The organism is Microbacterium sp. 69-7, assembly GCF_001897985.1.
GTDB lineage: Bacteria > Actinomycetota > Actinomycetes > Actinomycetales > Microbacteriaceae > Microbacterium > Microbacterium laevaniformans.
In genome coordinates, this window is record NZ_MKRU01000034.1 from 1 (window position 1) to 13,957 (window position 13,957).

The following is a 13,957-nucleotide window of genomic DNA, read 5'->3' on the forward strand; positions in this document are numbered from 1 at the left end:
CGGCGTCGACGCTCGTCACTGTCTTCGGCGTCGCCGCGCTTGTCGTTCTGACCGGGGGCCGCGCGAGCATTCTGGCCGCCGCGGTCGCGGTCGTCCTCCTGCTGACGGCGGCCGTGATGATCATCACCGACGCTCGCCGGCGCGTGGCACCGGCCGGCGCGATCCGCACGGTTCCCCTGCTGCTGGCCGCCGCCCTCGTGGCCGTCGTGGCCACACCGGCACTCGGCGCCGTGCAGGACGCGGCGCTCGTGCGCCCCGACGGCACCGTGATGGTCGTCGATCCGCACGCCGGCCACTGACAGGCGACGAAGAGGGGTGGATGCCGGTGCTCCCGGCATCCACCCCTCTCGGTGTGCGCGTGGCCGCGGCTCAGGCCAGCGTGCTCTGGAAGGGGTCGAACCCCTCGGGCAGAAGCGGCACGTCGGCGACGGTGCTGCCGATCGTCAGCGTCTCGCCGGTACCGGCGGACTCCTGCGCCGACAGCATGACGTCGAGCACGTGATAGCCGAGTTCGCCGGTCGCGACATGCGGGCGTCCCTCCGCGATGGCGCGTGCCATGTCGAGCACGCCGAGGCCGCGACCGACGACGGTGCCCTGCGCCGGGATCTCGACCCACTCCTGCTCGAAGCGCATGCCGTCACGGATCACGCCGAGCGGCTTCACGTACGCGATGCGTCCGGTGAAGGCGTTCGGGTCGGGCAGAACGATCGTGCCCTCGGAGCCGTGGATCTCGATGACGCCGTGTCGCTCCAGCGCCGAGTCGAAGCTGAGCAGGTGGGTGCCGTGCTGGCCGCCGGCGAACGAGGTCAGCACCTGGACGGTCGAGGGTACCTCGACGGGGAAGGTCTCGCCCGCCCGCGCACCGGTGTGGATCTGACGGGTCGTCTGCCAGCGCGATCCGCGCGCCGTGACGCCCGCGACCGGACCGAGCAGGCTCACCAGCGCCGAGAAGTAATACGGCCCCATGTCCAGCAGCGGCCCCGCACCCTGTGCGAACAGGAACGCCGGCTCGGGATGCCACAGGTCGGGCCCCTGCGTCTGGAACGACGTCTGCACGAACAGCGGCGTGCCGATGACACCCTCGCGGATGGCGCGCTTGGCCGTCTGGAAGCCCGGGCCGAGGATCGTGTCGGGGGCCGAGCCGATGCGCACGCCGGCCGCCTCGGCCTGCGCGAGCAGTTCACGCGTGCTCTCACGGTCCAGGCCCAGCGGCTTCTCGGTCCAGACGTGCTTGCCGGCGGCGACGGCGGCCTTCGACACCTCGACGTGCACCGCCGGGATCGTGAGGTTGACGACGAGGTCGACGTCGGGATTCGACAGCACGCCCTCCCCCGTGCCCCAGCTGGGCACGCCGTGCTCCTCGGCCTTGGCCTGGGCGCGTTCGGGCAGCAGATCGCCCACGGCCACGACCTCGACGTCGGGGAACGAGGTCAGGTTCTCCAGGTAGGTCTGGCTGATGACTCCGGCGCCGATGACACCGACGCGCAGGGCGCTCACTGGACGTACCCCCCGTCGCGGAGGAAGGCGAAGCTCGCGGCGATGTCCTCGAACACGTCTCCGGGGGCCTTGTCGTACTCGATCACGGCGTAGCGGATCGCCGTACCGGCCTTCAGCGCCTCCGCGAGAGGAACGTCGGCGGTGCCGGCGTGGCGCTGGTCGAGGCTGTCCGACCCGAAGGAACCGGCGCCAGGAGCCCAGGGGTTGGATGCCGGGACGACGCCGTCCTTGACGTGCACCGCGACGAGGCGGTCGCCGAGCGCGGACACGAGCGCGGGCACGTCTTGGCCGCCGGTGAGCGCCCAGAAGAGGTCGAGCTCGAGCTGGACGCGCTCGTCGGTCAGCGCGACGAAGCGCTCGTAGGCGGTGGCGCCGTCGAAGGAGGCGACGAACTCCTGAGCATGGTTGTGGTAGCCGACGTTGAGGCCGAACTCCGCCGCCTTCTCGGCGGCACGGTTGAGCCGGTCGGCGATGTCGGCGACGCCGTCGGCCGTCAGCCAGCGCTCGGGCGCGACGAACGGCTCGATGACCGTCGTCATACCGATCTCGGCCGCGGCAGCGAACACGACCTCGGGGGCGGGGGTCGGAATCTCACCGTCCGGGGTCCAGAGCGTGTCGGACAGGAGCGGGGCGTGGCCGGTCGGCGACGCGAGTCCGCTCGCGTCGAGGGCGGCGCGGATCTCGGTGGGGCGGGAGACGAAATCGAACGCCTCCACATTGCGCAGGCCGATGGCGGCGAGCTTGTCGAGCGAGCCCCCCATATCGGCGGTGAACTCCTTGGCCAGCGTGTACAGCTGGACGGAAGCGACGGGCAGTGTCATGACGTGCGTCCTTCGAACCTCGTTGTCTCGTGTGTGCGGCGTCGGCGGCGCATCGTCCGCCTGGCGCTGAAGCGACGGTACCACAAAACCTCCATGTGGAGGTTTTGTCTCGAACATCGACTATGTTGGATGCCGTGAGCACCACGGACGGCACGGGCGACGAGACGGTGATCGGCCGGCGCGGCCTGCAGCCGAAGGGGGTCGCCCGCCGTCAGGAGATCCTCGACCGCGCCATCGAGGTGTTCCGCGAGCGCGGGGCCGACGGCACGTCGCTGCGTCGCATCGCGGAGGCGATCGGCGTCTCGCATGCCGCTCTGCTGCACTATTTCGACTCTCGCGAGCAGCTGCTGGTCGCCGTCTACGCCCATGCCGAGATCCAGCGCAACGCGTCTGCGGACCCGGCCGTGACGCCCGGCGTCGACACGATGATCGACGCCGCGATCGCGAACGTCGACGTGCCGGGACTGGTCCAGCTGTACACGACGCTGCTGGCGGCATCTCTGGAGGCGGGCAACGACGTCGGCCGAGAGTTCTTCTCGGCCCGCTTCGAGCGCGTGCGCGACGAGCTCACGTCATCGTTTCGTCGGCAGCAGGCCGATGGCGACATCCGCGACGACGTCCCCGCCGAAGAGCTCGCGGCGCTCTTGATCGCGGCATCCGACGGCCTGCAGATCCAGTGGCTGCTCGAGCCGTCGATCGGACTCAGCGAGACCCTCCGCACGTTCGGGCGCCTGCTGCAACCACCGCGCTGAGCGCAGTGGTCAGCCGATACCGAGCGTGTCGGCGATGACGGCGAGCAGGCGGGATGCCGCGGGCTCGGGCTCGCGACCGGCCCAGACGGCCGCGACCGGGCGCGTGATCACCTCACCGTCCATCTCGACGCGGACGAGGCGCCCCGAGTGGAGATCGTCGCGCACGGCGAGCGCGCTGACGGCGGCCGGCGCGCACGACGGCGCCGAACGGGACGACACGGTGTGAACGCCATCCGAGACTCCGACTGGCTGCAGCATCGCGCAGTCGAGGAGGGGTTCTCGCTCGGCGGCACTCAGGGGAAGTTCGCGCTCACCCTCCGCGGTGACCGGTGGTTCGAGCCATCTGGGCGGCAGCCGTCGACACACATCTTCAAGCCGGGCATCCAGCCACTGCCCGGCTCCGACGTCACCGAGCACATCACCCTGCAAGTCGCGCGCCTGCTCGGGATCGATGCGGCCGCATCCGTGATGGCCGAGTTCGACGGCGAGCACGTCCTCATCGTGGAACGCTTCGACCGCTTCGACGACGACGGCACCGTCGGCCGACTCCACCAGGAAGACCTCGCGCAAGCCACCGGGACCTCGCAAGTTCAGAAGTACGAGTCCGATGGCGGCCCCGGCTACCGCGACATCTTCACCGTCTTCGACCGGAACCTCAGCGCGGCCGACGCCAGCTCACTCCCGTTCACGCAGCGAGAGCAAGTCCTCGCGCATGACCCTGCAGTGTTCGACAACGTCGAGCTCGCCTTCGCCGTCGACGGCGCGAACACCCTCGGCACTTTCAACTCCGACAGCATCAGACGACTCGAAGCCGACGCCGGGCTTGACGAAGGGCACCTGCGGGAGTTCGCCCTCCAGATCGCCGCAGGCATCCAACCCGCCCTCGCTGTCGTCACCGAATCGCCCCCCGATCGGCTGAAAGAGCTCCCTGCCGTCGCGCTCTACCCGCACGCAACCTACACGCAGACCCGTAGAGTCAGCGACACCCTCACCTGAGCGGGCGGGGCTGCTGCACGGGGAGGTGACACCGTGACGCGCCACGAAAAAGGGGTTGCCGTTTCCGCGACTACCCCGTGGCCCGAACGACCGTCGCCTCGGCGACAGATCCGTAGCCGCTGAGGATGACGGTCCGGTCGTCGTCGACCACGATCGCGTCGCCCTCCTCGAGCTGCTCGCCGCGGTATCGCAGTGTCGGGCACAGCGCGACGACGACGACCACCTCCTGGCCGGCGCGACGGCGCAGCGTGCGGGCGCCGGTGACGTAGCTCCGCACCAGCTGACCGCCGCCGAACGCGCGGTCGACCATGAGGTTGAGGTCCCGCGCTCCCGGCGCATCCTCGATCGAGGCGACGTCAGCCTCACCCGGGAAGGCGACGACGTCGAACTGCGAGACGTCGCGCGCCGCTCCGGACAGGCGGAGGTGGATGCCGGCGGGCGTGAGCGGCATCAGCAGTCGGTCGATGCCATCGAATCGTGAGAAGGGCGCGGCCTTGTCGACGGTTGCGATGCTCACCCGCCAGGCGATGCGATCTCCCTCCCCGTCGCCGATACGGCCGGTTCGCGCGGCGGCGACCTCCTCGGTGACGCCCGCGCCGTTGCGCCAGGCGACGGGCGTGCGATCGCGCTGGCGTCGCAGGATCACGGCGCCGGGACCACGGCGCGCCCGCCGCGCCACACGGCCGCGGTCAGCGGCACGCCGGGGCGGTAGGCGAGGTGGGCGATCGAGGGCGCGTCGAGCATCTGCAGGTCGGCGCGAGAACCGGGGGCGATGACGCCGACGGCGTCGCTGCCTTCGACTCGGCCGACCACGCGCGCGGCGCCCCGGGTTGCGGCGAACACGGCCTCCTCGATCGTGAGGTGCATCTGCAGTACGGCCGTCGCGACGCACAGTGCCATCGAGGTCGTGAACGACGTGCCGGGGTTGCAGTTGGTGGCGAGCGCGATCCGGCCCCCGGCGTCGAGGAGTTGCCGGGCGGGTCCGAACGGCTCGCGTGTCGACAGGTCGCACACCGGCAGGAACGTCGCAACGGTGTCGGAGCCGGCGAGAGCGTCGATGTCGGCGGCGTCGAGGTGGTTGCAGTGGTCGACGCTCGCGGCGTCCAGCTCGACGGCGAGCGCGACGCCGCCGCTGCGGCCGAGCTGGTTGCCGTGCACGCGCAGCGCGAGTCCCGCGGCGGCGCCCGCGCGCAGGATCTCCCGCGACTCGTCGACCGTGAACGCGCCGGTCTCGCAGAAGACGTCGATCGCGTCGACGTAGGGGCGGACGGCGGCGAGCATCGGCCCCGTGACGAGGTCGATGTAGTCGCGGCGGTCGACGCCCGCCGGGACGATGTGCGCGCCCAGGTAGGTGACGGTGTCGGCGACCTGCGCGCCGATGCGCGCGCTCATGACCTCGGCCTCGACGTCGAGACCGTATCCGGTCTTCGTCTCGAGGTAGGTCGTGCCCTGCCGCTCCGCCTCACGTCGCAGTGAGTCGGCGCGCGCGAACAGCTCATCCGCCGTCGCGGCGCGGGTCGCGTCGACGGTGGAGGTGATGCCGCCCGCGACGTACGGAGCGCCCGCCATCCGGGCCTCGAACTCCGCCCCACGGTCGCCGGCGAAGACGATGTGGGTGTGCGTGTCGACCCACCCGGGAAGCACGGCGCGGCCGCCGGCGTCGGTGCGGGTGTCGGCCGCTGGGGCGGATGCCGCGGATCCGACCCACGCGATGCGACCGCCGTCGATCACGACGGCGGCATCCGTGAGGCGCCCGTACTCGCCGGTGTGGGTGGTCAGCTCGCCGATGCCGGTGATGAGCTCGCTCATGGGAACCTCCGGAGTGCGTCGTGCAGCAGCTGGGCGGGGCTGGTGCCGTCGGCGAGGCGCCCGCGCGAGGCGACGGTGTGCCCGCCGACGATGACGCGACGTGCGTCGGCAGCGGTCGCGGTGAGCATGAGCTCGGTCGGGTGCGACCCGAGCGTGCGCGCCGACGCGGCGTCGATCTCGACCAGGTCGCACGGCCCGCCGGGCTGCAGCGGCGCGACCTGCCAGCCGAGCGACCGGTAACCGTCGTCGGTGGCCGCACGCAGGATCTCGGCGGGGGCGAACCGGCCGCGCGCTCCGTGCGCGAGCCGCTCGTGCATCTCGAGGCCCCGGGTCTCGAGGAACGGGTCGACGACGGCGTTCTGATCCGACCCGACGGCGAGGCGCGCGCCGGCACTCAGCAGCTCGCGCGCCGGCCCGATCCCGTCGCCGAGGTCGGCTTCGGTGGTGGGGCACATGACGATGGATGCCCCGGCCTCTCCGAGCAGCGCGATGTCGCCGCCGGTGAGGTGGGTGGCGTGCACGGCGGTGGCGCGTGCCGACAGCACGCCGGCCTCGCTCAGCAGCTCGGTGGGCGTGAGACCATACGCGGCGACGCAGTCGGCGTTCTCCTGCGGCTGCTCCGACAGATGGACGTGGAGGGGCACATCGGCGGTGAGCCCGGCGGCGATCTGCGCGATCGCGTCGCGCGGCACCGCCCGCACCGAGTGGACCGCGGCCCCGAGCCGGGCGCCGTGGCCGACGCGGTCGCGCAGCTCATGCCAGCGATCGAGGTAGGCGCCTGCGGACCCGTCGCTGAAGCGCTCCTGCTTCGGCGCGAGCGGACGGTCGATGCCGCCGGTGAGGTAGGCGGTGTCGAGGAGGGTGAGCCGGATGCCGACGCTCTCGGCGGCGGCGGCAACCGCCCGCTCCATCTCGTGAGGATAAGGGGTGCCGTCTTGCCGGTGGTGCACGTAGTGGAACTCCCCGACGGCGGTGTAGCCGGAGGTGACCATCTCGGCGAAGACGGCGCGCGCGAGCTCGAAGTAGCTCTCGGGATCGAGCCGTGCCGCCGCTGCGTACATGCTCTCGCGCCAGCGCCAGAAGTCGCCGCCGTGCGCGTGGGTGCGGCCGCGCAGCACGCGGTGGAAGGCGTGCGAGTGCGCGTTCGCGACCCCGGGAATCACGGTACCGAGGACGACGTCGTCGCCGCGCGGAGCGACGTCCGTCTCGACCGCGGCGACGAGGCCGCCGGCGTGGGTGAACCGGACGCGCTCGCGGACGCCGTCGGCGTCGACGACCCGGTCGCACCAGATGTTCACTGCAGCTCCTCCAGCACCGTGACGAGCGCGTCGATGCCGACGAGGCAGTCCTCGGCCTCCGCGAACTCGGCGGGGGCGTGCGAGATGCCGGTGGGGTTGCGGACGAAGACCATCGCCGTCGGCACCGTGCCGGCGAGGACCCCGGCGTCGTGCCCGGCGCCCGTCGGCAGCACCGGCACGTCACCCAGCGCCATGCGCAGCCGGTCGCGCACGCTCTCATCGAAGCGGACGGCGCCGCTCCACGACTGCTCGGCGAACTCGGATGCCCCGACACGGCGCGCGATGTCGGCAACGAGGTCGCGCACGTCGGCGTCCTCCTCGGCGCGCGCGTCGAGGCTCAGCTCCACGCGCGACGCGATGACGTTCGTCCCGCCCGGCACCGCGCTCACGCGGCCCACGGTCGCACGCGCGTCGCCCGCGGCGAGCGCCGCCTGCTCGATCTCGAGCACGGCGCGGGCTGCGGCGACCATCGGGTCGTCGCGGTCGCCCATCGCGGTCGCGCCAGCATGGTTCCCCTGCCCACGGAAGGTCAGCATCCATCGCCCGTGCGCGAAGATCGAGCTCGCGACGGCGACCGGGCTACCCAGCTCGATGAGCCCGCGCCCCTGCTCGACGTGCACCTCGACGAAGACGCCGATGCGGCCGAGCGCCTCATCGTCGCGCCCGATCTGCCGCGCGTCGAATCCGACGCGCTCGGCCGCCTCGGCGAAGCTCACGCCGTCTTCGTCGCGGAGCGCCCGCGCCCGGTCGGGGGCGAGCTCGCCGGTCATCAGCCGAGAGCCCATGCACGCGATGCCGAACCTGGAGCCCTCCTCCTCCGCGAACGCGACGACGGCCAGCGGACGGGTGAGCCGACTGCCGGCGGCCTGCAGTCGCGCGACGGCATCGAGTGCGACGACGATGCCGAGTGGCCCGTCGAACTCGCCGCCGCCGGGCACACTGTCGAGGTGGCTGCCGGTGACGACCGCGTCGGGTCCGGGTTCACCGAGCCACGCCCAGATGTTGCCATTGCGGTCGTGCTCGACGGAGAGCCCCAGCGCCTCGGCACGCTGGACGAACCAGGCGCGCATCTGCAGGTCGGGCTCCTGCCAGAGGTGGCGCGAGTATCCGCCGCGCACGGGATCGACGCCGATGCCGGTGAGCTCGTGCAGCCCCGTCAACCGGCCGCCCGTCACCAGGCTCGAGGTCATCCCTGCTCCCACATCGGCACGCGCAGGCCGCGCTCACGGGCCACTTCGGCGGCGCGCTCGTAGCCCGCGTCGACGTGCCGCATGACGCCCGTGCCGGGGTCGTTGGTGAGCACGCGCTCGATCTTCTCCGCCGCCAGCGGTGTGCCGTCGGCGACCACGACCTGGCCGGCGTGGATGCTGCGGCCGATGCCGACGCCGCCCCCGTGGTGGAGGGACACCCAGGTCGCGCCGCTCGCGGTGTTGAGGAGGGCGTTCAGCAGGGGCCAGTCGGCGATGGCATCCGAGCCGTCCGCCATCGCCTCGGTCTCGCGGTACGGCGAGGCGACCGAGCCGGAGTCGAGGTGGTCGCGGCCGATCGCGACGGGGGCGGACAGCTCGCCGGAGGCGACCATCTCGTTGAACTTCAGGCCGGCGAGGTGGCGCTCCTTGTAGCCGAGCCAGCAGATGCGTGCGGGGAGACCCTCGAAGTGCACCTTCTCGCCGGCGGCGGTGATCCAGCGGCGGAGCTTCTCGTCGTTCGGGAAGAGCTCGAGGATGACCTTGTCGGTCGCGGCGATGTCGGCCGGGTCACCCGAGAGCGCCGCCCAGCGGAAGGGGCCGAGGCCCTCCGCGAAGAGAGGCCGGATGTAGGCCGGGACGAAGCCGGGGAAGGCGAACGCGCGGTCGTAGCCGCCAAGCTCGGCCTCACGGCGGATGGAGTTGCCGTAGTCGAACACCTCGGCGCCGGCATCCTGGAACTCGACCATCGCCTTCACATGGGCGGCCATCGAGGCGCGCGACAGGCGAGTGAACTCCTCCGGGTCGTCGGCGGCAGCGCGCTGCCAGTCCTCGAGGGAGACCTCGACGGGCAGGTAGCTGAGCGGGTCGTGCGCGCTGGTCTGGTCGGTGACGATATCGACGGCGACGCCACGCGCGAGGATCTCCGGGAAGATGGTCGCGGCGTTGCCGACGAGGCCGACCGACAGCGGGCGCCGCTCGGCCTTGGCGGCGAGCACGCGCTCGATCGCGTCGTCGAGGTCGTCGGTCATCTCGTCGAGGTAGCCGTGCTCGACGCGGCGGCGCAGGCGGCCGGGGTCGACGTCGACGATGAGGACGGCGCCCTCGTTGAGGGTGACGGCGAGCGGCTGCGCGCCGCCCATGCCGCCGGCGCCGCCGGTGAGGGTCAGGGTGCCGGCGAGCGTCCCACCGAAGCGCTTCGTCGCGACCGCGGCGAACGTCTCGTACGTGCCCTGCAAGATGCCCTGCGTCCCGATGTAGATCCACGACCCGGCCGTCATCTGCCCGTACATCGTGAGGCCGAGGGCCTCGAGGCGGCGGAACTCTGGCCACGTGGCCCAGTCTCCGACGAGGTTCGAATTGGCGATGAGTACGCGCGGCGCCCACTCATGGGTACGGAAGACGCCGACGGGCTTGCCGGACTGCACGAGCAGCGTCTCGTCCGACTCGAGCGTCTCGAGAGTGCGGACGATCGCGTCGTACGCCTCCCAGCTGCGCGCGGCACGTCCGGTGCCACCGTAGACGACGAGATCCTCGGGGCGCTCCGCGACCTCGGGATCGAGGTTGTTCATGAGCATCCGCAGCGGGCCCTCGGTCTGCCAGCTCTTCGCGGTGAGCCGGTTGCCTCGGGCGGCGCGGATGGTGCGGGTCTCGGATCCGGAAGTCGTCATGCAGACAGTGAACCCGCTTCGCGCCGCTTCATGTGGGGATGCCGTGGGGTTATCGTCTCATATATGGGACAGAGTCCGCCGCCCGCCGTGCCCGCCGTCCGACAGGCGCTGCGCGTGCTCAGCCATCTCGGCGCGCAGCGGGGGCCCGTGCCCGCTTCGGCCGTCGCCCGCGACCTCGGCATTCCTCGCTCCGCGTGCTACCGCATCCTCACCGCCCTGGTCGATCACGGCTATGCCATCCACTACCCCGAGGACCGCCGCTATGGCCTCGGCTACGCGGCCTACGAGCTGAGTTCCGGGTTCAGCCGGCAGGCGCCCCTGTCGCGCCTGGGCGCCCCGATCCTCGCCGCCCTCGTGGACCACGTCGGCGAGACGGCGCATCTCGGGGTGCTCGATGGCACCGACGTCATCTATCTGCTCGAGCAGCGGGCGCCGCACCGGCCGGTGCTCATCACCGACGTCGGCGTGCGCCTTCCCGCCCACCAGACCGCGACGGGCAGGTCGCTGCTCGCGTGCCTGCCCGCGACACAGCTGCGGGCCCTCTACGTGGAGGATCCCGTCGACCGCCGCAGCGCGCGCCCGTTCCGGGACCTGCCGCACCTGCGGCGCACCCTCGGTGAGGTCACCAGGGCGGGCTTCGCCGCCGAGAGCGGCGAGGTCAGCGACGGGTTCGCGTCGGTCGCCGTCGCGATCCGCGACCGCAACGGCTGGCCCGCGGCGAGCCTGGCGGTCACCTTCCCGCATGGCAACGTGCCGGAAGAATCCTGGCCCGACCTCGCGCACCGCATCGAGCGGTTCGCGAGCGAGCTCGGCCGCCGGCTCAGCGGCGCCGCCCCCGCGCGGTAGCGGGCGCTCAGGCCGACTGCGGGATGCCGACGGTGCGATGCGCGTGGCGCACGAGGTAGTCGGTGAGGGCGAAGGACGCCGCCACCGCGCGGACCGCGTCGCGCTCGATGATCGACGTGAGGATCTCTGCGTGCGCACGGGCGCCTGCGGCGATCTCATCCTGCTCGTCGTCGATGTTGACGAGCCAGAAGCGGCGCGAGAGGGTCTGCAGCGGCGTCATCGCGTCGACGAGGAACTCGTTGTGGGTTGCCTTCGAAATGAGCTGATGCGTCTGCTTCACCGAATCGGCGTAGCCCTCGAGCGTGAATTCGGCCGCCTGCAGGTAGGCGAGCATCTTCCCCATCGCGTCACGCTCGGCCCTCTTCGCGCGAACGCACGCGAGTTCGACGGCGAGGGCCTCGAGGGGGCGACGGATCTCGAGCAGCCGCAGCTGCGACTCGACCGTGATCTCCGGGACGAACACGCCGCGGTTCGGGTGGATCTGCACGACGCGGTCGCGGGCGAGGCGCTGCAGTGCCTCGCGGACCGGGGTGCGACCGAGGCCGGTGGCTTCCATGAGCGACGCCTCGGACACGAGGGTCGCCGACGTGATCTGCTGCGAAGTGATCATGTCCTCGATGGCGTCGTACGCCTGATCGGCGAGACTCTTCTGTGCCACGGTCACCATCCTTCGCTCGCCCCGGGCGGATTCCACATTTTACAGGGCCGTAACAACAACCCTCTGGCATACGACCGGTATATCGGTAATGTGGCGCCCACGCGGCTCACGGTGAGCCGCCGATTTGAGGAGGAAAGACATGTCGACCGACGCGCAGTTGCACGCGGGTGAGGCCATCGAGCATCGCACCATCGACTGGATCCCCCCGACAGAGCGCCACGGGAGGCCGGGGTCGCTCTTCTTCGTATGGTTCGCCGCGAACACGTCCATCACTGCCCTCGTGACGGGCGCCCTGTTCGTGATCCTCGGCAACTCGCCGCTGTGGTCTATCCCGGCGATCATCATCGGCAACGTGCTCGGCGGTTGGGTGACGGCGCTGCACTCCGCGCAGGGTCCCAAGCTGGGAGTGCCGCAGATGATCCAGAGCCGTGCGCAGTTCGGTTACTATGGCGCGATCCTGCCGCTGGTGCTCGCCCTGTTCATCTACCTGGGCTTCTATGCGACCGGTCTCGTGCTCGGCGGGCAGGCGCTCGGATCGCTCCTGAACGTCGACCCGAAGGTGGGCGCCGCCATCTTCGCCGTCTTCTCCACCGTGCTCGCGATCATCGGATACCGCTGGATCCACCGGGTCTCGCACTTCGCGACGGTCCTGAGCGGTGTCGTGTTCATCGTGCTGCTGTTCGTCATCCTCGCCGCTCCGGATGCCGCCGCTACGATCGGCAACGGGGAGTTCGCGCTCGCGCCGTTCATCCTCGGTATCTCGCTCTCGGCGTCGTGGCAACTCACCTTCGGCCCCTACATCGCCGACTACAGCCGCTACCTGCCGGAGTCGACGCCGCAGCGCGCCACGATCGGGTGGACCTTCCTCGGGAGCGTCCTCGGCGCCTCCCTCGCGATGAGCATCGGAGCGCTGGCCGCCGCGGTGGGCGGCGCCGCGTTCTCCGACAATCAGGTGCTGTATCTGGCCGGCCTCCTCGGCGGGTTTGGCTGGATCGTGTCGATCACGGTCGTCATCGGCAAGCTCGTCGGCAACACGCTGAGCTCGTATGGCGGGTTCATGTCGCTCGCGACGATCGTGACGGCCCTCGGCCGGAAGGACGTCGTGACCGCGCGCTCCCGCGCCGTGTACGTCGTGATCATCTCGGCGATCGCCTACGCGATCGCGGCGCTCGCGACCGACAACTTCCTCGGGAACTTCACGAACTTTCTGCTGTTCCTGCTGTACTTCATCACGCCGTGGTCGGCGATCAACCTCGTCGACTTCTACCTGATCCGCCACAAGGAGTACGACATCGCGGCGCTGTTTGATCCGAACGGCCCCTACGGCAAGGTCAACGGTCTCGCGTTCATCGCGTACTTCGCCGGCATCCTCGTGCAGATCCCGTTCATGAACAGCTCCCTGTACGTGGGCCCGATCGCCAACCTGTTCGGCGGCGCGGAAGTCGCGTGGCTCATCGGCCTCGTCGTCTCCGGCTTCATCTTCTACTGGTTCAACCCGGCCCGCCGCGGCTCGCTCGCGACACGCACCCGCTGAGCCGACCCCTCCCCATCAGAAAGCGCCGCACCATGAAGTTCGATCCGGCTCGCGAGAAGAGCCCCACCCCGCATTCACCCTTCAAGGGACTGACCGTCCCGCGTCCGATCGGCTGGCTCTCGAGCGTCAGCAGAAAGGGCGTGGAGAACCTGGCCCCCTACAGCCAGTGGCAGAACCTCACTTTCGACCCCCCGATGGTGATGTTCGCGGCGAACCAGTACCCCGACGGACGTCGCAAGGACACCGTCATCAATGCCGAGGAGACCGGCTGGTTCGTCTGGAACATGGCTACCTGGGCGCTGCGCGACGCCGTCAACATCAGCGCGATGGCGCTGCCGCCGGAGGTCAGCGAATTCGACCACGCCGGCGTCACCCGCCGCGCCGCCGATCTGTCGGCAGCACCCATGGTCGCCGAGAGCCCCTTCCACTTCGAGTGCAAGTACCTCTCGACGCACCGCCTCAAGGGCAACTCGACGGTGGGCACGATCGACGTCGTCTATGCGACGGTCGAACGCATCCACATGGACGAGAACTCCCTGACCCCCGACGGACGCGTCGACATCGCCAAGGTGCGCCCGATCGCCCGGATGGGCTACTTCGACTACACCGTCGTCGACTCGACGTTCGAGATGCGCGTCCCCGGCGCAGACTCGGACGCCCAGGCCGGCCTCGGCGGCGAGCCCATGGGCTTCTCCGCCGAAGGCTGATTCGCGGATCCGCCGACTCTCCGCCGCGCGCCGACCCCCCACCACCGGCGTTTCCTCTGGACACCCTGCGGCACCCCAGGCGAGTAGGTGGATCCTCTCCGCGACGCCCGCGTGCGCTCCCCCAGCGCCCGCGGGCGTCGTGCTGCGCCCACGGAAGCCGACGAGGGGAACTGGTGCATCAG

The 13,957-nt window shown here is 70.8% G+C and carries 14 protein-coding genes and 1 pseudogene; 6 read left to right on the forward strand and 9 right to left on the reverse strand.

Annotated elements, in window-relative coordinates; genetic code table 11:
* Positions 1-299 (forward strand): annotated as a pseudogene (locus BGN98_RS03350) (hypothetical protein); the annotation flags it as partial.
* A gap of 70 nt (positions 300-369) precedes the next feature.
* On the opposite strand, the gene BGN98_RS03355 reads toward BGN98_RS03350, so the two are convergent.
* Positions 370-1,497, reverse strand: a complete 1,128-nt coding sequence (locus tag BGN98_RS03355) for a Gfo/Idh/MocA family protein (protein WP_288119554.1) — start codon at positions 1,495-1,497, stop codon at positions 370-372.
* Positions 1,494-2,318, reverse strand: a complete 825-nt coding sequence (locus BGN98_RS03360) for a sugar phosphate isomerase/epimerase family protein (RefSeq protein WP_288119556.1) — start codon at positions 2,316-2,318, stop codon at positions 1,494-1,496. The genes BGN98_RS03355 and BGN98_RS03360 overlap by 4 nt, the downstream gene beginning before the upstream one ends.
* A 122-nt stretch (positions 2,319-2,440) precedes the next feature.
* Here BGN98_RS03360 and BGN98_RS03365 point away from each other — a divergent pair, with 122 nt between their 5' ends.
* Entirely contained in the window at positions 2,441-3,070 is a 630-nt protein-coding gene (locus BGN98_RS03365; protein WP_502687806.1) for a TetR/AcrR family transcriptional regulator, read from the forward strand.
* A 9-nt stretch (positions 3,071-3,079) separates the two neighbouring features.
* Here BGN98_RS03365 and BGN98_RS03370 read toward each other — a convergent pair whose 3' ends face one another.
* Positions 3,080-3,289: a type 2 periplasmic-binding domain-containing protein gene (locus BGN98_RS03370; protein WP_233449556.1), complete on the reverse strand. Its 210-nt coding sequence runs from the start codon at positions 3,287-3,289 to the stop codon at positions 3,080-3,082.
* A 3-nt stretch (positions 3,290-3,292) separates the two neighbouring features.
* Here BGN98_RS03370 and BGN98_RS03375 point away from each other — a divergent pair, with 3 nt between their 5' ends.
* The gene (locus BGN98_RS03375) at positions 3,293-4,066 is read left to right on the forward strand and encodes a HipA domain-containing protein (protein WP_288119561.1); all 774 of its coding nucleotides are present in this window, start codon (positions 3,293-3,295) and stop codon (positions 4,064-4,066) included.
* 70 nt (positions 4,067-4,136) lie between these two features.
* Here the strand turns inward: BGN98_RS03375 and BGN98_RS03380 are convergent, their stop codons facing one another.
* The 5 genes from BGN98_RS03380 to hutU are packed head-to-tail and all read right to left on the reverse strand — an operon-like array spanning position 4,137 to position 10,030.
* Positions 4,137-4,712 carry a HutD/Ves family protein gene (locus BGN98_RS03380; protein ID WP_197017282.1) on the reverse strand — a complete coding sequence of 192 codons (576 nt, stop codon included), beginning with the start codon at positions 4,710-4,712 and terminating at the stop codon, positions 4,137-4,139.
* Entirely contained in the window at positions 4,709-5,875 is a 1,167-nt protein-coding gene (gene hutI / locus BGN98_RS03385; RefSeq protein ID WP_288119562.1) for an imidazolonepropionase, read from the reverse strand. Before hutI ends, BGN98_RS03380 begins: the two co-directional genes overlap by 4 nt.
* Complete coding sequence (locus BGN98_RS03390; RefSeq protein WP_288119564.1) at positions 5,872-7,173, reverse strand: formimidoylglutamate deiminase; 1,302 nt, start codon at positions 7,171-7,173, stop codon at positions 5,872-5,874. The genes hutI and BGN98_RS03390 overlap by 4 nt, the downstream gene beginning before the upstream one ends.
* Positions 7,170-8,363 (reverse strand): allantoate amidohydrolase, encoded by a 1,194-nt coding sequence (locus BGN98_RS03395; RefSeq protein ID WP_204947781.1) that lies wholly within the window; start codon positions 8,361-8,363, stop codon positions 7,170-7,172. The genes BGN98_RS03390 and BGN98_RS03395 overlap by 4 nt, the downstream gene beginning before the upstream one ends.
* On the reverse strand, positions 8,360-10,030 hold the full coding sequence (gene hutU / locus BGN98_RS03400) for a urocanate hydratase (protein ID WP_288119566.1): 1,671 nt from the start codon (positions 10,028-10,030) through the stop codon (positions 8,360-8,362). Before hutU ends, BGN98_RS03395 begins: the two co-directional genes overlap by 4 nt.
* Before the next feature lie 63 nt (positions 10,031-10,093).
* Here hutU and BGN98_RS03405 point away from each other — a divergent pair, with 63 nt between their 5' ends.
* Complete coding sequence (locus BGN98_RS03405; protein WP_288119568.1) at positions 10,094-10,876, forward strand: IclR family transcriptional regulator; 783 nt, start codon at positions 10,094-10,096, stop codon at positions 10,874-10,876.
* A gap of 7 nt (positions 10,877-10,883) precedes the next feature.
* Here BGN98_RS03405 and BGN98_RS03410 read toward each other — a convergent pair whose 3' ends face one another.
* Positions 10,884-11,534 (reverse strand): GntR family transcriptional regulator, encoded by a 651-nt coding sequence (locus tag BGN98_RS03410; RefSeq protein WP_204947784.1) that lies wholly within the window; start codon positions 11,532-11,534, stop codon positions 10,884-10,886.
* Between the two features lie 139 nt (positions 11,535-11,673).
* Here BGN98_RS03410 and BGN98_RS03415 point away from each other — a divergent pair, with 139 nt between their 5' ends.
* On the forward strand, positions 11,674-13,068 hold the full coding sequence (locus tag BGN98_RS03415; protein WP_288119570.1) for a purine-cytosine permease family protein: 1,395 nt from the start codon (positions 11,674-11,676) through the stop codon (positions 13,066-13,068).
* 32 nt (positions 13,069-13,100) lie between these two features.
* A complete protein-coding gene (locus BGN98_RS03420; protein ID WP_288119572.1) occupies positions 13,101-13,775 on the forward strand; it encodes a flavin reductase family protein in 675 nt (224 codons plus the stop codon).
* Positions 13,776-13,957 lie beyond the last annotated feature (182 nt).

Coding starts and splice junctions, on each gene's coding strand:
- BGN98_RS03420 (WP_288119572.1), top strand. CDS start 13,101: ATGAAGTTCGATCCGGCTCGCGAGAAGAGCCCCACCCCGCATTCACCC.
- hutU (WP_288119566.1), bottom strand. CDS start 10,030: ATGACGACTTCCGGATCCGAGACCCGCACCATCCGCGCCGCCCGAGGC.
- BGN98_RS03365 (WP_502687806.1), top strand. CDS start 2,441: ATGTTGGATGCCGTGAGCACCACGGACGGCACGGGCGACGAGACGGTG.
- BGN98_RS03395 (WP_204947781.1), bottom strand. CDS start 8,363: ATGACCTCGAGCCTGGTGACGGGCGGCCGGTTGACGGGGCTGCACGAG.
- BGN98_RS03405 (WP_288119568.1), top strand. CDS start 10,094: ATGGGACAGAGTCCGCCGCCCGCCGTGCCCGCCGTCCGACAGGCGCTG.
- BGN98_RS03360 (WP_288119556.1), bottom strand. CDS start 2,318: ATGACACTGCCCGTCGCTTCCGTCCAGCTGTACACGCTGGCCAAGGAG.
- BGN98_RS03415 (WP_288119570.1), top strand. CDS start 11,674: ATGTCGACCGACGCGCAGTTGCACGCGGGTGAGGCCATCGAGCATCGC.
- hutI (WP_288119562.1), bottom strand. CDS start 5,875: ATGAGCGAGCTCATCACCGGCATCGGCGAGCTGACCACCCACACCGGC.